Source organism: Streptomyces sp. NPDC059255 (assembly GCF_042752355.1).
GTDB lineage: Bacteria > Actinomycetota > Actinomycetes > Streptomycetales > Streptomycetaceae > Streptomyces.
Genome location: NZ_JBHYZP010000016.1, coordinates 1 through 18,369, shown reverse-complemented (window position 1 = coordinate 18,369; position 18,369 = coordinate 1). Strand labels below are relative to the sequence as shown.

Genomic DNA, 18,369 nt, shown 5'->3' with positions numbered 1-18,369 from the left:
CCGCGCGATGAGATATCGGGTACTCGGTCCCGTACGCATGACGGCTCGTACGCCGTCCGCGGCCAAGCCGCGCTCGGTCCTCGCCACCCTGTTGGTGCGGCACGACACAGTGGTGTCGACCCATACGCTGATCGATGAACTGTGGGGTGCGGAACCACCGCGCACGGCCACCACCACCCTCCAGGTGTACGTGTCCCAGCTCCGCAAGGCCCTGCTGGCGGACACCGGCGAGGCCGCGGCGGAGACGGGCCCGGTGCAGCCCCTGCTGACCCGCGCCCCCGGCTATCTGATGCAGACCGCCCCGGAGGAACTGGACCTGGCCGTCTTCGAGTCGCTGCGGGCCGAGGGCCGGGCCGCGTACGGCCGACGCGAGTACGAGGCCGCCTCGCGGGCGCTGAGCCGCGCGCTCGGGCTGTGGACGGGACCCGCGCTCTCGGGCATACCGCACGGCCCCTCCCTGGAGACCTCCGCGATCCGGCTGAACGAACTCCGCGCCGAGGTGCTGGAGCAGCGGATCTCCGCCGAGCTGCGGCTGGGACGCCACCATGAACTGGTCGGTGAGCTGATGGCACTGGCCCACGAACATCCGCTGCGCGAGACGCTGCGCTGTCACCTGATGGTGGCGCTCTACCGGGCCGGCCGGCAGTCCGACGCCCTGCAGGTCTATCACCGGGCGCGGCGCTCGCTCGTCGACGAACTGGGGGTGGAGCCCGGGCCGGTGCTGAGCAGGCTGCACGAGCGCGTCCTCGCCGCCGACCCGTCGCTGGCCTGGCACGGCGAGTCCGAGCCCCGGCCCGTCCCGGCCGGCGGGTCCGACGACCGGCCGTCGCACCCGCCGGCCGGCGGAGGGGCCGGCGGGTCCGCCCGGTACGGCCGGGACGCGGGGCCCACGGTGTGGCTGCCGCCGGCCGTGGCGGACTTCACCGGACGCGAGGACCAACTGGCCCTCGGCGAGCGGCTGCTGGCGGGCGATCCGTCCGGCGGGAACCGGGTGCTCGTGCTGTCGGGCCGGGCGGGCGCCGGAAAGACGGCGCTGGCCGTGCGGCTCGCCCACAACGCCGCCGACCGGTTCCCCGACGGACGGGTCCTGGTGCGGCTGCGGAACGCCGACGGGCGGGCCGTCGAGCCGAGGGCCGCCATGGCGGCCCTGCTGCGCCGGCTGAGCGGGCCACGGGCCACGGGAACGGACCCGGGCACGGAACCACTGCCGCCGTCCGAGACGGAGCTCGCGGAACTGCTGCACGAACGCACCAAGGGCCGGGCGATGCTCCTCGTCCTGGACGACGCCGTCTCGGAGGCACAGGTCCGGCCGGTGCTGTCGGCCGTGCCCGACAGCACGGTGGTCCTGACGAGCCGTCATATGCTCGGCGCGCTGGAGAGCGTGCGGCACCTGACCCTCGACGTGCTCCCCGCACGGGAGGCGGAGGCACTGCTCACGGCGTGCGGCGGCCCGCGGATGCGGGACGCCCCCGAGGCGGCGGGAGAGATCGCCCGGCTCTGCGGCCGGCTGCCGCTGGCCCTCCGGGTGGCGGCCGCCGGACTCGCGGCCCGCCCGCACTGGACCGCTGCCGGACTCGCCCGGCGGCTGCGGGACGAGCGGACCCGGCTGGCCGCGCTCGCGCTGGGCGATCTCGACGTACGCGGCACACTGCTGACCGCCTACCACGACATGGACGAGGAGGCCAGGCGCGCCTTCCGGATCCTCGGGCCGGCCGCGCTGCCCGACTTCGCCCCCTGGACCGCGACCGCGCTGCTCGCGACGGACCCGGTGGAGGCCGAGCGGCTCACCGAGGAGCTGGTGCGGGCCCATCTGCTGGAGGCGCGGCGGCGGCCGGGGCGGCTGGCCCCCGTGCGCTACAGCTTCCCCGCGCTGCTGCGGCCGCTGGCCCTGGAGGTGCTCGCCGAGGAGTCCCCGCAGGAGGGCCCCTCGGCCGTGGAACGGCTGTGCCGCGCCTTCCTGGCCCTGGCCAGGCACGCGGACGCGCGCATGGCGCCCGGCAGGGAACGGCTGGCGTACGAGGCCGGACCCCCGCCCGGGATCTCCCCCGAGGAGGTGGTCGGCAACGCGCCGCTGCGGTGGTTCCAGGAGGAGTGCGCGGGCCTGTCGGAGGCGGTGCGGCAGGCGCACGCGGCCGGGTTGTGGCGTCTGTGCTGCTCCTTGGCGTCGGCCGCGGCCGGCTACTACGAGGCGGGCGCCCTGTGGGACGCGTGGGAGGCGACGCACGATCTCGCGCTGGACGCGGCCCGCCGGTCCGGTGACGTCCACGCGGAGGCCGTGATCCTGCGCTCCCTCGGCGACCTGGCCTGGCAGCGCCATCGGACCGCGCTGGCGACCGAGCGGTACCGTCTCGCCCGGCAGCTGTTCCTCCGCCACGGTGACGAGGTGGCGGCGGGCCGCTGTCTGTCCGCCGAGGCGGACGCGCTCCTCGCCCTGGGGCAGGTCGCGCGGGCCGGACCCGCCTATGCGCGCGCCCTGTCGGTGAGCCGGCCGGCCGACGACGCGCGCGGCTCGGCGGAGTCGCTGCGCGGACTGGCCCTGGTGGCGCAGTGCGAGGGCCGCCACGAGGACGCCCTCGCCCGCATGGAGGAGTGCGAGAGCGCCGCGCGCTCCGCCGACGACCACCGCTGGACCGCGTACGCGTCGCGTACGGCGTCCGCCCTCCGCATCGCTCTCGCGGCGGGCGGGCCGGCCGGGGAACCCTCGGTCCCCCTCGAAGTCCGCCCCGGTGTCTGGCTCTTCCAGCCGTCAGGACCGGTCGGGCAGGCCGCGTGAGGTCCGCCCGCCCGCTGCCGTGGGGGCTGCCCGGCTACCCCGGCGCCGGGCGGGCGGGCCCCCGCTCCGCCTCGCCCACGGCCGCCAGTAGGGCGTCGACGATGCCGGGGTCCAGGGCCGTGGCCGCCGCCGGGTCCGTCGTGCGGCCGAAGCCGTCGTCGCCGACGGCGACACCGAGGGTGTAGCGGCCGGCGTACGACACGGTGCGGAAGGCCCATGCGCCGACCGTGCCGGGGGTGCCGTCGGGGCGCAGCACGTCCGTGGGGGCCCGGTCCGGGCTGAAGCCGAAGTCGGTGAAGCGGAGCAGCAGGCCGAGACCGACGGCCTTGCTGTAGGCCTCCTTCAGCGTCCAGAGGCGGAGCAGGGCGGGGTTGCGTTCCGCGAGGGGCATGGCCTCGATGCGCTCCGCCTCGTACGGGGTGCACATGTGCCGGACGAGACCGGACCCGTACAGGATCCGGTCGGCGCGCTCGGCGTCGACGCCGATGGCGCCGTCGGTGGCGAGGCCGACCAGCAGCAGGTCGTCGGTGTGGCTGAGGCTGATGTGCACACCGTCGTAGCCGCGCAGGAAGGGGCGGCCGGTGAGGCCGTAGCCGAGTTCGACGGACTCGGGCGGTACGCCGAGCGCGGCCGCGGCGGCGGACTTCAGCAGGAGGCGGGAGGCGGCGAACCGGGTTCGGACCCGCGGGTGTGTCAGCTCCTGGAAGCGCTGCCAGTCGTGGCCCAGGAGCGCGCGCAGCCCCGTGCCCGTCCCTTCCGGCCGCCAGTCGTCCTGGCGGGCGCAGAGCACGGCGGTCCCGTGCCGCGCCAGGTCAGCGCGTACCCTGCTCCAGTCCGCCGCCGAGGGGCCGGAGATCGTGATCGGCCTCCCGGGGTCCGGGGTCCGGCGACCAGGTGCCGTCATCGAAGGTCTCCATGGTGTGGTGGAGGTCGGACAGCACGTCGGCCGCGGTCGCGCCGTCGATCACCCGGTGGTCGAAGGTGAGGCCCAGTCGCATCATGGGCGCGGGCACCACGGCACCGTCGCGGACCACCGGACGGTCCACGACGCGGCCCGCGCAGAGGGTCACGGCGGTGCCGCCGGCCGAGTGGAAGCCGTCGACGGCGCGGTGGCCGAGGGAGCTCACCGAGACGGTGCCGAACACACCGGCGCGCCGGACCGGATCGCGCAGCGCGGCGGCGAAGGCGGCTCTGCCGAGCGGGACCGGGAGCCGGCCCAGCGTCCGTACGCCCTTGAACTCGGGCAGTTCGGCGGCCTGTTCGCCCCGGTAGCGGTCGACGCGTTCCTGGATCTCGCGCAGGTTGGCGGTCTCCAGGCCGGGGACGAGCGCCGAGAGCACGGTGCGCTCGCCCTCGACGGGCCGGTCCAGGGCGAGTTTGGCGGTGACGCCGTCGAAACGGACGATGCTCGGGCGGCGCAGCGCTCCGGGCCAGCCGGGCGCCATGACGGCGTTGGCCTCCGGGTGACGGTCGAGGACCCGCCCGGCGGCGTACAGCAGATAGCTGACGACCGAATAGCGCCGGCCGTTGTCGCGGGCGGCTGCGCGGTGGGCCCGGACACGGGTCATGTCGATGTCGGTGTCCAGGTGCACGGGCCGCTGGGCCGCCGCCCACTCCAGGAAGTACAGGGTGTGGCGGCGGCGCCGTACGGCGGTGGTGGTGCTCACCCGGACACCGCCAGCTCGTAGATCTCCTGGAGGCTGCGGGCCTCCAGGACCCTGCCGACCGGGATCCTGCGGCCGACGGCGGTTTCCAGGGCGGTGACGAGCTTGAGGAGGTGGAGCGAGTCCCAGTCGGGGAGTTCGTCGAGGTCGGCGGCGACCTGGCCGGGAGCGAGCGGCATGCCGGTCTCGTCGTCGACGAGCCGGACGTAGTCGTCGAGGGTGAAGCCGCCCGGGGCGGGGACGGGCGCGGTGCTGTCGGTGCTCATATCTTCTCCAGGGCGAAGCCGGCCTTGATCCATTTGCTGGACTCGACGGCGACCGCGAGGGCCCGCTCGCCGGCCGACATCCGTTCCAGCAACTTCTCGATCTGCAGGAAGGGCAGGGCGTTTCCGTTGTTGCCGGTGTCCGCGACGCACGAGACGTCCTTCGCGGTCGGCACGTCGAGTTCCTCGGTGATGCGGCGGGTCATCCGGCCGGACAGCTGGGGCGGGAGCAGGTAGTCGAGCTGGTCGGCCTCCCAGTCGAGTTCGCCGAGCATCTCCCAGAGGATCTCGGCCGCCATGACGGGCACGGACTCCTCGATGGCCTTGTAGTCCTCGGTGAGGGCCTGCCGGTCGTCGTACCGGTCGGCGAGCCCGAACCACTCGATGACCTGTCCGGGCTTGCGGCCGAGACCGGTGAAGCGGTTGAGGACGTGGCGCAGGGCGACGCGCTGTCCGCGCGGCTCGTCGGTGAGGACGGCCGCGCCGGCGCCGTCGCCGAACAGGACGTAGTTGACGAGGTCGCCGGGGGCGGCGCCGGAGACGTCACGCTGGAGGTCGAGGTGTTTGGTGCACACGTCGCCGCCGATGACGAGGCCGGTGCGGTACTGGCCGGAGGCGATCATCGACCGGGCGACGCCGAGGGCCTGTACGGCGCCGGCGCAGCCGGACTGGAGCTGGAAGGTGGGGACCTGGTCCAGGCCGAGCTGGTCGGCGACATGGTTGACGGTGGCGGGCATCAGGGTGTCGGGGGTGGCCGTGCCGAGGACGATGAACTCGATCTCGGACGGGTCGGCGCCAGGAGCGGCGAGGGCCCGCTCGGCGGCCTGCGCGCACAGGTCGGCGAGCGACCAGCGCACCTCGCCGGTGCCGAGGTCGCGGGCGAAGTGCCGCGTCCTGGTGCCGATGAAGACGTCGATCCACTCCTCGTTGATGCCGAGCACCTTGGACAGGGTGGCGTTGTCCACCGGGTCACCGGGCAGAGCGGTGCCGATGGAGGCGAGATAGCTCGTCGGAGCGGTCATGCGGTCCTCTCTTCTTCCCTGGGCGCCCGGTTCTCCCCGATGCCGCCCGCGTCCACGCCCACGCCCGCGTTCCCGGGCCCTGGCACCGTCGCGCCGAGTTCGCGGAGGAAGGCGACGAGGTCGCCGACCGAGGAGAGCCGGGGCAGCAGGTCCTGGACCGTCAGGGTGCCGATGCCGGCGAGGCGGGCCTCCAGCCGGTTCTTGAGTTCCATGATCATGACGGAGTCGAAGCCGAGATCCTCGTAGAGCCGGTCGTGCGGGCCGACGCCGGTGTAGCCGCCGACCAGCCGGACGGCGCCGAGGACGGCGTCCGCGACCGGGTCCGCCGGGCCGCCGGGCGGGTCCGGGGTGAGGAGGGACACGGGGGCGGTCCCCGGCTCCGGGTGCGGTGCGGACGCCCGTACAGCACCCGGACCCGGGGCCCGTACCGGATTCCTCGCCCAGTAGCGGTGTTCCGTGGAGAAGGCGTACGGGGGCAGCGGGTGCGCGACCCGTTCCTCGGGTGGGTACGCGGCGTCCCAGTCGGGGTCGACGCCGCCCCGGTACAGCTCGGCGAGGGCCTCGGCGAGGTCCCGGCCGGCGGACTCGGGACCGTGCACCGGCAGGACATGGGCCGGGCCCGCGCCCTCGGCGGGCCGGCCGAGGCGGCGTGCCATTCCGGAGAGCACCGGCCGGGGGCCGGTCTCCACGAGGTGGGTCGGGCCCTCGGCGAGCAGCGCGGCGGCGGCGTCCCCGAACAGCACGGTGGCGCCGATGTGTTCGGTCCAGTACGCGGCGTCCATCGCCTCGCCGTCGAGCAGCCGGCCGCGTACGGTCGAGTACAGCGGGATCTGCGGCACTCCCCCGCCGACCTCGGCGGCGATCGTCGCGAAGCGGTCCCGTACGGGCCGCATCAGCGGTGAGTGGAAGGCGTGCGAGACCTGGAGCGGGCGGGTGGTGATTCCCTCGGCCGCGAGTTCGGCGCCGATCCGTTCGAGGGCCGCCAGGTCACCGGAGAGCACCGTGGAGGTGGGGCCGTTGACCGCGCCCACACCGACCAGGGGTTCCCCCTCGATCCGCGCCCGGAGGTCTTCCCCGGCGGCCCGGACGGACAGCATGCCGCCGCCCGGGGGGAGTTCCTGCATCAGGGCGCCGCGGGCGGCGACCAGCCGGGCGGCGCCGTCCAGCGGGAGCGCCCCGGCCAGCACGGCGGCGGCGAACTCGCCGACGCTGTGGCCGAGGAGCAGACCGGGGCGGGCGCCGAGTTCCGTCAGGGTCCGGCCGAGGGCATGGCCGACGGCGAACAGCGCGGGCTGTGTCCACCGGGTGTGGTGGACCGCCTCGTCGCCGGCGAGGAGCAGGTCGCGCACGGACCGCCCGGTGTACGGGAGCAGGGCGGCGTCGGCCTCGTCGAGGAAGTGCCGGTACAGCGGCGACTGTCCGTACAGAGCGGCGGTCATACGGGGGTATTGCGAGCCCTGTCCGGTGAACAGGAACGCGATGCGGGGCCGGGCGGTGGGCCGGCCGGCGAGCCGGGCGAACAGCTCGGGGTCGGCGGCCGACTCGCGCAGCGCGGCGACGAGTTCACCGGTGTCGGTGGCGGCGGTCGCGTAGCGGTGGCGGTGGCCGGTCTTGACGCGGTTGCCGGCCCTGGCCAGCGGGCCCAGCGGGACGCGCCGCGCCGCGACCGCGTCCGCCTGGACGAGCAGGTTGCGGCGCAGCGCGTCGGCGTCCGGCGCGGTGAGGGTGAAGACGGCGGCGCCGATACCGCCCGGCGCGGCGCCGTTCACCGGTGCGGGACGGGCGGCGCGGCCGGGCGCGGACTCCAGGACGGCGTGGGCGTTGGTGCCGCCCATGCCGAAGCTGCTGAGTCCGGCGACGGTGGGGCCGGCGGGCAGCCGCAGCGGTGCCTTGAGCAGCCGGAGGCCGTGGTCGCGCAGGGCGAGCCGCTTGCTCTCCTTGGCCGCGAAGCGGCTGGCGGGGACCACCCGGTGGTGCAGGGACAGGGCGACCTTGATCAGTCCGGCGATGCCGGCGGCTCCCTCGGTGTGGCCGAGGTTGCCCTTGACCGAGCCGAGGGCCATGGGCTTGCCGGCCCGGTCGGCGTGGTGGTGGCCGAGTGCCTTGACCTCCATCATGTCGCCGAGAGCGGTGCCGGTGCCGTGGGCCTCGGTGAAGACCACGTCGGCGGGCTCGACCCCGGCCCTGCGGTAGGCGGCGCCGAGCACCTCCTGCTGGGCCCAGCGGCTGGGCGCGGTCAGCCCGTTGCTGCGGCCGTCCTGGTTGACGGCGATGCCCCGGATGACGGCGTACACGCGCTGGCCGTCGGCGATCGCGTCCCGCAGCCTGCGCAGCACGATCACGCCGACGCCCTCGCCGCGGCCGATGCCGTCCGCCTCGGCGCTGAAGGGCTTGCAGCGCCCGTCGGGGGAGGAGAGCCCGGCCTGGGTGTAGAAGATCGACAGGGCGGGGGTGAGGGCCACGTTGACACCGCCGACGAGCGCGTGGTCGCACTCCTCGGACAGCAGGGCGTTCACCGCGAGATGCGCGGCGACCAGCGAGGAGGAGCAGGCGGTGTCGACGGCGAGGCTGGGGCCCTTCAGGTCGAGGTGGTACGAGATCCGGTTGGCGGTCATGCAGTAGCCGTTGCCGGTGCCGGCCTGGGCGGTGACGTTCGGGTAGTCGGTGAGGTGCAGTTGCGCCCACTCGTTGCCCATGACGCCGACGAAGACCCCGGTCCGGGTGGCGGCGAGGTGCCGCGGAGCGATCCCGGCGTCCTCGACGGCCCGCCACGCGGACTGCAGCAGCAGCCGCTGCTGGGGGTCCATGGCGGCCGCCTCGCGCGGCGAGATGGTGAAGAACTCGTTGTCGAAGGCGTCCGGGTCGGCGATGAAGCCGCCCTCGGTGGTGTTGGTGTGTCCTTCCTCCCCGGCTTCGGAGTGGAACTCCTTGGCATCCCACCGCTGCCGGGGCACCTGCCCCACCCCGTCCGCGCCGCGCATCAGCAGGTCCCAGTAGGCGCCGGTGTCGGGCGCGCCCGGGAATCTGCAGTCGATGCCGACGATGGCCACGGGCTCCATCAAGCGCCGCCGCTCTTCGCGGTCTCCGCGCTCTCCGCGGTCGCCGTGGTCTCCGCGCTCTCTGTGGCGATCTCCTCCATGAGGTGGCCGGCGAGGGCGTGGACGGTCGGGTAGTCCCAGGCGACCGTCGGCTCCACCATGAGGTCGAAGTCGTCCTCGATGTCTCCGCACAGGCTGAGGGCGGCGACGGAGTCGAGGCCGTACTCCGCGAGGGGCACGTCCGGGTCGATCTCGTCGGGCCGCCGCTTGAGGTAGAGGGCGATGCGCTCGGCCAGCCACGTGGTCAGAGACTCGGTGGTGTGTCCGGTGGTCGGAACGGGCATGGTGGACTCCTCGGCGGGGATGAGCGGTTCTCGCCTGCTGTCGTGATGGTGTGCTGTTGTGCTGCCGTGCTGCCGTGCTGTCTGGCGACCGCCGCCGCGGGCGGGGGGGGATCCGCGGCGGCCGTGCGGGAATCCGTCAGCCGGTGAGCGGGGTGTCGTACAGGTCGTAGCCGCTGCGCGCGTGGAACCTGCGCAGGACCTCCTCGTGCATCCGGGCGTCCACGGACGCCGGGAGTTCGGCGGGCCGCCGGCCGAGCCGCCGGAGGAGCCGGTGCAGTACGGCGGCGAGCCAGGCGGGGTCGGCGAGAAACGCGTCGCCGCCGTCGCGGGCCGCCTGCTGCCGGACACCGATCGCCGAGGCGGCCGCGAGCAGGACGGCGTACCGGTCGGCGAGGGCGAAGGCGGCGGGGCGGGCGAGCGCCGTACGGTCCTCGGGGGCGAGCGCGCGGCCCGCCTCCTGGACCTGCCGCAGCTCGTCCACCAGTTGGAGCGTGAGCTGGTGGACGGCCCGCTCCTCGGGTGCCGCGCCGGGCGGGGTGTCCGCGGCCGCGACGAGCGTGGCGCTGAGCCCGTCCCGTCCGCTCGCCAGGGTGAGCCGGTCGTAGGGGATGTCCGGCAGGTCCGCGCGCGGCCGGAAGAGTGCGGCGGGGGCCGGCTGATCGCTGAACCAGGAGCGCCGGGCGAGCCGGGACAGCTGGGGGATGATCGTGGCCTGGCAGGCCGCGGAGCCGGCGTGGCCGAGGCTGAGCACCGGCAGGTCACGGAGGTGCTTCTGGAAGATTCCGTACTCCCCGTCACGGACGTAGAAGCGGGCCCCGAGCACGATCGAGAGCTCGCGCATCGCGTCGGTGAGCAGCTTCGGGACGAGGTACTTGGTGGCGGCGGCGAGGACACTGGTCTGCTCGGGGAGCAGGTGCACCGCCCGGGTCGCGGCCAGGGAGAGGCTGTCGCAGGTCAGGAGATCGGTGAAGGCTCCGGACAGGGTGGTCCTGGCGTGCGGGATCTCCATGACGGACGTGCGGTAGAGGCGTCGGCCCAGCGCGAAGCGCACCACGGTCCGCAGGGCCGTGTCGACGGTGCCGACCGCCATGCCGGGGAGCGCGGCCCTGGTGATCTGGAAGGCGCGCAGGGCGGTCTCGACCCCCTTTCCGGTCTCGCCGACGAGGGCCGAGGCGGGCACGGGTGTGTCGTCGAACCGGAGTCCGGACAGATGGCAGCCGCGCACGCCGACGCTGTCGTAGCGGGGCAGTACCCGCCAGGTGTCCGGGTCGAGCCCGTCGCGCTCGACGAGGAGGACGGAGTGGCTGCGGCTGCCGGGCGCGGGGCTGGTGCGGCTGAACAGGACCCAGGCGTCGGCGCGGCCGGCGTTGTTGATGACCTGTTTGGCGCCGTTCAGCAGGTAGCCGCCGCCCGCCGCGGGGCGGGCCTCGAACTCGTTGCGCACGAAGTCGTTGCCGTGCGCGAGTTCGTGGTACGCGACCGAGATCCTGCCGCCGCCGGTGAGGATCCGGGCGAGGCGTGCGCGCTGTGCGGCGTCCCCGGCGGCCCAGATGTTCACGGCGGCCATGAAGGAGGTGACACCGTAGCCGAGGCCGAGGGAGACATCGCGGCGGAACACCTGCCGCATGACACGGACCAGGGTGTCGAGCCGCTCCAGCCCGCCGCCCTCGGCGCGCGGCACGAAGTCGGCGCCGAGCCTCAGTTCGCCGAGGGCCCGCTCGCCGGCCCCGGAGAGTTCACCGGCCTCGTCCGCCTCGATCAGCCGGGCGTAGGACAGTTCGTTGCCCTCGTCGGTGGGGTCGCCCAGCCGCCGGTCCACCTCGGCCACGCGGGCCGCGGCCCGCGCCTCCTGTCCCGGTGCCCCGTGGCCGTCCCGTACCGCCCCGGTCGCCGGGTGCGCGTCCTGGGGCTCCGTGCCGATCAGCATGACGTCCTCTCCGTCGCGCTCTCCGTCGCGCTCTCCGACTCGCTCTCCGTCTCGCCGTCGGCCGCGGCGGGCATCGCGGGCCGCCGCTCGGGGCCCCGCTGCGGCAGCAGCGAGAACAGCCGGCCCGAGGAGCGGGCCGCCCGCAGGGCGCCGAGCAGTTCTTCGTTCGTCTCCGGGCCGGCCGTCGCCGGTTCACCGAGGCGGACCAGCAGCCGGTCGAGGGCGGCGTGCAGCCACAGGCCGTCGCGCCACAGCGCCCCCGTGCCGGGGTCGTCACGGACGTGGCCGGCGCTCCGCGTCCACAGGCCGATGCAGGCCGCTCCCGCCCAGCACAAGGCGTAGCGGCGCGCGACCTCGAAGGCGGCGGCCGGGACCTCGGTGAGCACGCCCTGGTACTCCGCCATCTCGGCGTGCACCGCGGTGGTGACGGCGAGCAGCCGCCGCGCGGCCCCGGCCACCGGGGCGAGCGCGGGGTCCGCTCCCGCCCGCCGGGTGATCTCGTCGACGGAGGCGGCGAGCCCCGCCATGAGGCCGCTGCCGTGCCGGGCGACCAGCGACAGCTTCGCGGGGTCCAGGGGCGGCAGCGGTGCGGCGAGGTCGCAGGCGGCGTCGCCGCCCGCCGTGTCGCCGGTACCGCGCCGGAAGCCGCGGACCAGTGGACGGAACTGGTTGACCAGGGAGTTGAGGTTGACGAGGGTGTTGCCGTCGAAGAGTCCGACGATGCGGTGGTCGCGCTCGACCTTCTGGAAGCGGCCGTCGGCGTGCACGTCCTTGAGGAAGGCGCGGGCGCCGAGCAGCCCGGTCAGGTCGGCGAGGACCTGGTCGGTGCCGGTGGGCAGCAGGTACTTGACGACGGCCGAGGTGACGGCGAGCTCCGCGGTCTGGGTCTGTACGGCGCGGGCGGCGACCAGGGCGACCGCCTCGTGCAGCAGTACGTCGGCGGCGGCACCGGCCAGCACGTGTCCGGCCTGCGGAAGGTCGATCAGCCGGCGGCCGTACAGCTCGCGCTCCTCGGCGAAGTCCAGACCGAGCCGCAGCCCGTGGTCTCCGGCGCCGAGCGACAGGGCCGCGCACATGGTGCGGGTGAGCTGGAGCGCCTTCAGTACGATCTCCAGCCCGGCGCCCTCCGCGCCGACGAGGGCGCCGCGCGGCACCCGGGCGCCGTCGAAGGCGATGCCGGAGATGTCGGCGCCGCGGATGCCGTGGGTGGGGATCTTCGGGAGGTGGCGGTAGGTGGTCCCGTCGAGTTCGCGCTTGTCCACGAGGAGGACGCTGAAGCCGCGCGGACCCCCGTCCGGGCGGGTGCGGGTCAGCAGCGACAGCACCGATCCCCGGGTGGCGTTGTTGATCAGCCACTTCTCGCCGCTGACCACCCAGTGATCCCGGGTGTCCGCCGCGTTGTCGTCGGTGTCCGCCGCGCTCTCGTCGGTGCGTACGTCGTTGGCCAGCAGGTCGCTGCCGTGGGCGCGTTCGGTGAGCCCGAGGGCGACCGGGACCCCGGCCATGATGTCGGCGCCGAGCCGGGCGCCCTGCTCCGGTGCGCCCGCCACCCATACGCAGACCCCGCCGAGGTAGGTCTTGCCGTGGCCGATGGCGCAGGTCAGATCGCGGCGGGCGACGGTGCGGACGAGCTGGAGCACCTGCTCGTAGTCGCGCAGCCTGCCGCCGTACGCGACCGGTACGTACTCGGCGGGCAGGCCCCACTCCTGGAAGCGGTGGCAGATGTCGGCGGGGAACTCCTCCTTGTCGTCGAGTTCCGCGCACCGCGCGTAGGAGAAGACCTCGCCGGGGTCGTCGGGGTCGCCGAGGAAGCGGTCGAACTCCTCCGCGAGCCGGTAGGGCGGGTGTTCCACGTCAGACCACCGGTTCCAGGGACTCGGCGGCATCGCCGGCTTCGGTGGCGTCGGTGGCTCCGCCGGTGGCGATCAGTTCGCGGACGGCCGGCTCCAGGATCTCGTACAGCGCGGTGATCCCGCCCTCCAGGAACAGCTTGCGCATCAGGGTGCGCTGGATCTTGCCGCTGGTGGTCTTGCGGATGGTTCCGGGGCGTACGAGCAGGATGTTGCCGACCGGGACGCTGAACTCCCTGCCGATGAGGCTCTGGACGCCCGAGGCGACGGTGTGCAGGTCGGTGGAGACACTGCCGGGGCGGACCTCCTGGACGGCCACCAGGTGCTCACGGTCGGTCTCGACGGCGAAGACGGCGCCCGCACCGGCGCCGAGGGCCTTGTCCGTGGACTGGACGGCGCGTTCGACGTCCTGCGGGTAGAGGTTGCGGCCCGCCAGGATGACCAGTTCCTTCAGCCGGCCGGTGACATACAGCTCTCCGTCGTGGAGTGCGCCGAGGTCGCCGGTGCGCAGCCAGCCGCCGTCCTCCTCACCCGTGCCGGAGATCGCCGCGTCGAATATCTCCTTGTTGGTCTCCGGCCGCTTCCAGTAGCCGGAGGCGACGCTGTCGCCCTTGAGCCAGATCTCGCCGACCTGTCCGCCGGGCTTCTCGACGCGGCTCTCCGGGTCGACGACGCGGACCTCGAAGTCCCGCGCGACCCCGCTGCTGACGAGGGAGCGGGTGGCGGCGTCCGCGCGCGGGCCGGCCAGTTCGCCGCGCTCCAGGGCCTCCGCGTCGACATCGATCACGCGGGCGGCGGCGGTCCGCGGGATGCCGGTGACCAGCAGGGTCGTCTCGGCCATGCCGTAGCAGGGGAACATGGCCTCGGGGCGGAATCCCGCGGGCGCGAAGCGCTCGGTGAAGGCCCGGACCGTCTCGGCCCTGACCGGTTCCGCGCCGTTGCAGGCGGTGGTCCAGGAGGACAGGTCGAGCGTCTCCAGCTGTGCGTCGGTGACCCTGCGCACGCACAGGTCGTACGCGAAGTTGGGGCCGCCGCCCGTCGTCATTCCGTAGTCGCCGATCATCTTCAGCCAGCGGTAGGGGCGCTTGAGGAAGGTGAAGGGTGCCATCAGGACACCCTGGGCGCCGAGGTAGAGCGGGTGCAGGATGTGCCCGATCAGGCCCATGTCGTGGTAGAAGGGCAGCCAGCCGCCGCACACGCTCTCCGGGCCGGTGCCGATCGACCGCTGGATCGCCGCCTCGTTGGCGAGCAGGTTACGGTGCGAGACCACGACGCCCTTGGGGTCGCTGGTCGAGCCCGAGGTGTACTGCAGGAACGCCAGGCTCTCCGGGGTGAGGGAGGGCGCGTGCCAGGCGGCCGCGTCGCCCTCGGCGGGATCGTCGGTGGCCAGGCAGGCCACATCGGTGAAGCCCTCCGCGGCCAGCCAGGCGGAGATCGCGGGAGCGTTGGCCGAGTCGGTGAGCACGGCGCACGCCTCGGCGTCGCGCAGGATGCCGGAGATCCGGGCGAAGTGCTGGCCCTGTTCGGTGGGCAGCGGCCCGGGCACGGCCACGGCACCGGCGTACAGGCAGGCGGTGAACGCCTTGATGAAGTCCAGGCCCGCCGGATAGAGCAGCAGGACCTGGCGGTTCGCGGCCTTACGCTCCTGGAGCCAGGAGGCGATCCGGCGCGCCTCGTGGCCGAGTCCGGCGGAGGTGAGGTGCTGCGGCACCGAGCCGCGGGCGTCGTCGGGCAGGAAGACGAAGGCATCCGCGTCGTCGCGGGCTTCGGTGCGTTCCAGAACCAGTTCCGTGAAGGTTCGGAAGTTCGTCAACGTCTTTCTCCGACCTCTCCGAGTTCCGCTGGCGTGGCGCCGGCACGGGTTGCTCTGACATCACCATCGTTGTCCGGGGCGCTAAGGAAACGCTTGTGCGTTTCCCGGCACCCGGTGTCCGGCACACCCGGCCTCCGGCACCCGGTGTCCGGCACCCGGTGCGGGGCCCAGGTCATCCGGTGCCGCCGCGGATGGCCGCGTCGAGGGTCACATGCCCGGGCGCCTCGGGCAGTCGGGTGAGCGGGTGCCTGAACTCGACCGTGCCGTCAGCCGATTCGGCGGCCGGCTCGAAGCCGAGCGAGGGGTAGAAGCCGCGCATCTTGTGGTTCTTGGCGGTGGGCCGGTAGCTCGCGCGTACCTCGGCCGCGCCCGACTCCACGGCGTGCTCCAGCAGCGCGGCGATGGCGGCCTGCTCGATGCCGCGGGCGAAGACCCGGCAGCTGAGCAGCATGTTGTCGATGCGCAGGGCCTCGTCCTCCCGGTGCGCGAAGAGGGCGCCGACGACCCCGTTGTCGCCGAAGCGGTCGCGGGAACGTACGGCCAGCACCAGGTGGTCCGGTGAGTCGAGCCGTTCGCGGACGTCGGGTATCTGGAGCCGGCGGGTGGTGAGGTTGAACTGGTTGGTGCGCAGGGTGATCTGGGCGACCCGGGCCACTTCGTGGTCGCGTACCGGGGTGATCTCGACGGACACGTCGAGGGCGCGCAGGTACTCCTCCATCGAGCCGCTGGCCCCCCGGAGGTCCCGCCGCTCCGCCTCCTGACGGTACTGGACGGCGCGGCCCCGGTCCTCGGTGGTCAGTTCCCGTACGTCGAACCAGCCGTCGGCGAGCAGCCGGTCGATGTGCAGCGCCGGTTCCTCGTCGAGGGCGATCACGGCGACCCCGGGAAGCGAGGCGGCGACGAGGCCGCGCTCGAAGGGCGAGTCGTCGGCGAAGACGAAGCTGTCGGTACCGAGATTGAGCCGGTCCGCGATGTCGCGGATGTTGCCGTCCTTGGGCTCCCAGTCGGCGCTGATCCGGACGAAGTCGGCCTCGCGCAGGATCATGTCGGGGTGGTCGCGGAGCACGTCCAGCACCGGCTCCCGGTCGTTCTTGCTGCACACCGCGAGCAGGACGCCCTGGCCGCCGATCTGCTTGGCCACCCGCTGGAACCGGCCGAAGGCCTCGCCGCGGTAGGTGGTGGCGGCGGCGATGCCGTCGGGTCCGTCGTCGCCGAGGACGCCGTCCCAGAGGGTGTGGTCGAGGTCGAGGACGAGGACCTTCTTGGCGCCGCCGCGCAGCGTCCGCAGCAGATGGCCCGCCTGACGCGCGTACCTGGCGAGCACCTCCTCCCCCAGGTGCACCTTGGCGTAGGCGGCGAGCCGGGGGTCGCGGACCGGTCCGCCCTCGGCGATCAGCGGATCCAGGTCGACGACGTGCAGCCGCGGGTGCGCGGCGGCGAGCCGCAGCAGACCCACGTTGAACTCCCGCCAGATGATGGAGAGTTCGGTGCGGGACCGGTGGTCGACCAGTTGCTGTGTGTGCTGGGACAGCAGCGGCAGGGTGTTGAGTACGAGCGTCCCGGTGCCGTGCTCGTCGTAGCGGGCGGCGAGCCCGTCGAGGAGGTCGAGCTTCCCGGCGACGGCCCTGGCGACGTCCTCCGTCCCCCAGGGCAGCGGCAGTTCGTCGAAGACGATCTGGGCGTCGAGAAGGCACAGGGCGAGTTCGGTGCCGGGGGCGTACAGGTCGCTGCCGGTGTCCTGGAGGTCGCGCAGCCACGCGTCGTGGTCGCCGACGCGTACGCGCAGCGGGATGCCGTGGCGGGCGAGTTCCGCGTGGAGCGGCGCGGTCAGCCCGTCGAGGGTGCCGTGTCCCGTGACGGCGACGGTGGCGGGTACGACGCCGGGGTGACGCTCCGCGATGTCCTCGGGAGCGACCTTGGCGAGCAGCCGGCCCGCGCGGGACAGCCGGGCGAACCCGTCGTCCCGCTGGGCGAGTTCGGCGAGCAGTGCGGGCACCGCCGGGTACTCGGCGGCGAGCCGCCGCTCACCGTACAGCGCGCGCAGTCGGTCGAGGAGGCCGGCGGGGCCGGTGCGCTCGGGATCGGACGTCGTCACTGCTGTGCTCACGGTCGGTGCGCCTCTCTGCGGGGGCGGGCGGGCGCTTGGGAGCTTGCGCCCGGACCCTAAAGACGGGCTTGCGCGCGGGGGCGCGCCTGCCCGTGTGGCCCGCGCGCCGACTGCCGCGGGGACCGCGCCCCGATCCTGGCGGGACCCCCCGCAAGAGGTGCTTTAGGCCGGCTGCGGACCATCGGTCGATGACGACTCCTTACTGTCCTTCTGAAAGGCAGCCTGACGATGACAACTGAGCTGACCGCGGACGTGTGTGTGGTCGGAGGAGGCCCGGCGGGACTCACGCTGGCCGTCGAGCTCGCCAAGCGTTCGGTCTCGGTGGTGGTCCTGGAACAGAGCGGTCACTTCGACCGGTCGTTCCGGGGCGAGTCGGTCTCTCCGGACTCGGTGTGGCTGCTCGACGGGCTGGGTGTCCTCGGCCGCCTGGACGGCGCCTACCGGCAGATGCACGGCATGGAGATCGTCGACTCCGGCAGCACGGTGCTGCGCGCCGACTTCCGCCGCTTCCCGTACCCGCACCCCTACCCCGTGGAGATGCCCCAGCCGGCGCTGCTGTCGGCCCTGGCGGGCCTCGGGCAGGAGGAGCACCCGGAGCACTTCACCCTGGTGCGCCGGGCGACCGCCACCCGTCTGCTGCGCGCGGGCGGCGAGAGCGGTCCGGTCACGGGGGTGGTGGCCCGCACCCCGGAGGGGGAGCTGACCGTACGCGCGGCGCTCACCGTCGCGGCGGACGGCCGGTTCAGCAAGGTCCGTGAGATGTCGGGCCTGCCGTACACGAAGCTGCCGCTGGACCGTGACGTGGTGTGGCTGAAGCTGCCGTTCCCGTCCGAGTGGGACGACCGTACGTATCGCATCCGGATCCGCGGCGACCAGCACGGGCTGTTCATCCCGACCCACCCGGACAGTGTGCGCGTCGGTTTCAACATCCCCAAGGGCGGGCTGAGGGAGCTGCGCGCCCAGGGTCTGCCCGCGTTGTACGAGCGGCTGGACCGGCTCGCTCCCGAGCTGGCCGACGCGGTGCGCGGTGGGATCCGCTCCTGGTCCGACACCTCGATGCTGGACATCTTCACCACGACGGTGCCGCGCTGGTCCATGCCGGGCCTGGTCCTGATCGGCGACGCGGCACACACGCTGACGCCGATCCTCGGGCAGGGCGTCAATCACGCGATCATCGACGCGGTGACGCTGGCGCCGCTGGTGCGCGACGCCCTCTACACCCTCGACACTGATGGGGACGAGGCGGCGCTGGCACGGGCGGGTGCCGAGTTCCAGCGGCAGCGGGAGGAGTCGGTCTCGCGGTCGCGCGGTCTGCAGCTGCGGCAGGAGCGGCTGTTCGCCCTGCACGGCGTCGGCGGTGTCGGCCGCCGCTCGCTGTACCGGGTGGTCGACCGGAGCCAGAAGCTGAAGGAACGGGTGCTGGCCGGCGCGTACTTCCAGCTGCAGAAGCCCGGGCCGCATGCCGTGGCGGCGCAGTCCTCCGCCACCCGGGTGTGACGGGTGTGTCCGTGGACCCGGTGCGGGTCGGCGGACGGCACGCAGAGGCCCCGGCCCGCACGTTCCCGTGC

The 18,369-nt window shown here is 73.8% G+C and carries 12 protein-coding genes; 2 read left to right on the top strand and 10 right to left on the bottom strand.

The features are described 5' to 3' along the window. Positions 1 to 37: 37 nt before the first annotated feature. On the top strand, positions 38 to 2,773 hold the full coding sequence (locus tag ACFXKG_RS19740) for a BTAD domain-containing putative transcriptional regulator (RefSeq protein ID WP_384840283.1): 2,736 nt from the start codon (positions 38 to 40) through the stop codon (positions 2,771 to 2,773). 34 nt (positions 2,774 to 2,807) lie between these two features. On the opposite strand, the gene ACFXKG_RS19735 is transcribed toward ACFXKG_RS19740, so the two are convergent. The 10 genes from ACFXKG_RS19735 to ACFXKG_RS19690 all read right to left on the bottom strand — a co-directional run bounded on the left by ACFXKG_RS19735 (position 2,808) and on the right by ACFXKG_RS19690 (position 16,801). After that, on the bottom strand, positions 2,808 to 3,677 hold the full coding sequence (locus tag ACFXKG_RS19735) for a 4'-phosphopantetheinyl transferase family protein (RefSeq protein WP_384840280.1): 870 nt from the start codon (positions 3,675 to 3,677) through the stop codon (positions 2,808 to 2,810). Beyond that, the gene (locus ACFXKG_RS19730) at positions 3,586 to 4,440 is read right to left on the bottom strand and encodes a 2-oxo acid dehydrogenase subunit E2 (RefSeq protein ID WP_384840277.1); all 855 of its coding nucleotides are present in this window, start codon (positions 4,438 to 4,440) and stop codon (positions 3,586 to 3,588) included. The genes ACFXKG_RS19735 and ACFXKG_RS19730 overlap by 92 nt, the downstream gene beginning before the upstream one ends. After that, positions 4,437 to 4,703, bottom strand: a complete 267-nt coding sequence (locus ACFXKG_RS19725) for a phosphopantetheine-binding protein (protein WP_384840274.1) — start codon at positions 4,701 to 4,703, stop codon at positions 4,437 to 4,439. The genes ACFXKG_RS19730 and ACFXKG_RS19725 overlap by 4 nt, the downstream gene beginning before the upstream one ends. Further along, positions 4,700 to 5,722, bottom strand: coding sequence for a 3-oxoacyl-ACP synthase III family protein (locus ACFXKG_RS19720; RefSeq protein WP_384840271.1), 1,023 nt, complete (start codon positions 5,720 to 5,722; stop codon positions 4,700 to 4,702). Before ACFXKG_RS19720 ends, ACFXKG_RS19725 begins: the two co-directional genes overlap by 4 nt. Continuing rightward, positions 5,719 to 8,781, bottom strand: coding sequence for a type I polyketide synthase (locus tag ACFXKG_RS19715; protein WP_384840692.1), 3,063 nt, complete (start codon positions 8,779 to 8,781; stop codon positions 5,719 to 5,721). Before ACFXKG_RS19715 ends, ACFXKG_RS19720 begins: the two co-directional genes overlap by 4 nt. Further along, positions 8,781 to 9,104, bottom strand: a complete 324-nt coding sequence (locus ACFXKG_RS19710) for an acyl carrier protein (RefSeq protein WP_384840268.1) — start codon at positions 9,102 to 9,104, stop codon at positions 8,781 to 8,783. The genes ACFXKG_RS19715 and ACFXKG_RS19710 overlap by 1 nt, the downstream gene beginning before the upstream one ends. 136 nt (positions 9,105 to 9,240) lie before the next feature. Beyond that, positions 9,241 to 11,031, bottom strand: a complete 1,791-nt coding sequence (locus ACFXKG_RS19705) for an acyl-CoA dehydrogenase (protein WP_384840266.1) — start codon at positions 11,029 to 11,031, stop codon at positions 9,241 to 9,243. Beyond that, positions 11,025 to 12,884, bottom strand: a complete 1,860-nt coding sequence (locus tag ACFXKG_RS19700; RefSeq protein WP_384840263.1) for an acyl-CoA dehydrogenase family protein — start codon at positions 12,882 to 12,884, stop codon at positions 11,025 to 11,027. The genes ACFXKG_RS19705 and ACFXKG_RS19700 overlap by 7 nt, the downstream gene beginning before the upstream one ends. A 1-nt stretch (position 12,885) precedes the next feature. Continuing rightward, on the bottom strand, positions 12,886 to 14,694 hold the full coding sequence (locus ACFXKG_RS19695) for a fatty acyl-AMP ligase (RefSeq protein WP_384840261.1): 1,809 nt from the start codon (positions 14,692 to 14,694) through the stop codon (positions 12,886 to 12,888). Between the two features lie 172 nt (positions 14,695 to 14,866). Next, positions 14,867 to 16,801, bottom strand: coding sequence for an HAD-IIIC family phosphatase (locus ACFXKG_RS19690; RefSeq protein ID WP_384840258.1), 1,935 nt, complete (start codon positions 16,799 to 16,801; stop codon positions 14,867 to 14,869). A gap of 228 nt (positions 16,802 to 17,029) precedes the next feature. Between ACFXKG_RS19690 and ACFXKG_RS19685 the strand changes: the two genes are divergently transcribed. After that, entirely contained in the window at positions 17,030 to 18,298 is a 1,269-nt protein-coding gene (locus ACFXKG_RS19685) for an FAD-dependent oxidoreductase (protein ID WP_384840255.1), read from the top strand. Positions 18,299 to 18,369 lie beyond the last annotated feature (71 nt).

Coding starts and splice junctions, on each gene's coding strand:
- ACFXKG_RS19740 (WP_384840283.1), top strand. CDS start 38: ATGACGGCTCGTACGCCGTCCGCGGCCAAGCCGCGCTCGGTCCTCGCC.
- ACFXKG_RS19735 (WP_384840280.1), bottom strand. CDS start 3,677: ATGACGGCACCTGGTCGCCGGACCCCGGACCCCGGGAGGCCGATCACG.
- ACFXKG_RS19725 (WP_384840274.1), bottom strand. CDS start 4,703: ATGAGCACCGACAGCACCGCGCCCGTCCCCGCCCCGGGCGGCTTCACC.
- ACFXKG_RS19720 (WP_384840271.1), bottom strand. CDS start 5,722: ATGACCGCTCCGACGAGCTATCTCGCCTCCATCGGCACCGCTCTGCCC.
- ACFXKG_RS19715 (WP_384840692.1), bottom strand. CDS start 8,781: ATGGAGCCCGTGGCCATCGTCGGCATCGACTGCAGATTCCCGGGCGCG.
- ACFXKG_RS19710 (WP_384840268.1), bottom strand. CDS start 9,104: ATGCCCGTTCCGACCACCGGACACACCACCGAGTCTCTGACCACGTGG.
- ACFXKG_RS19705 (WP_384840266.1), bottom strand. CDS start 11,031: ATGCTGATCGGCACGGAGCCCCAGGACGCGCACCCGGCGACCGGGGCG.
- ACFXKG_RS19685 (WP_384840255.1), top strand. CDS start 17,030: ATGACAACTGAGCTGACCGCGGACGTGTGTGTGGTCGGAGGAGGCCCG.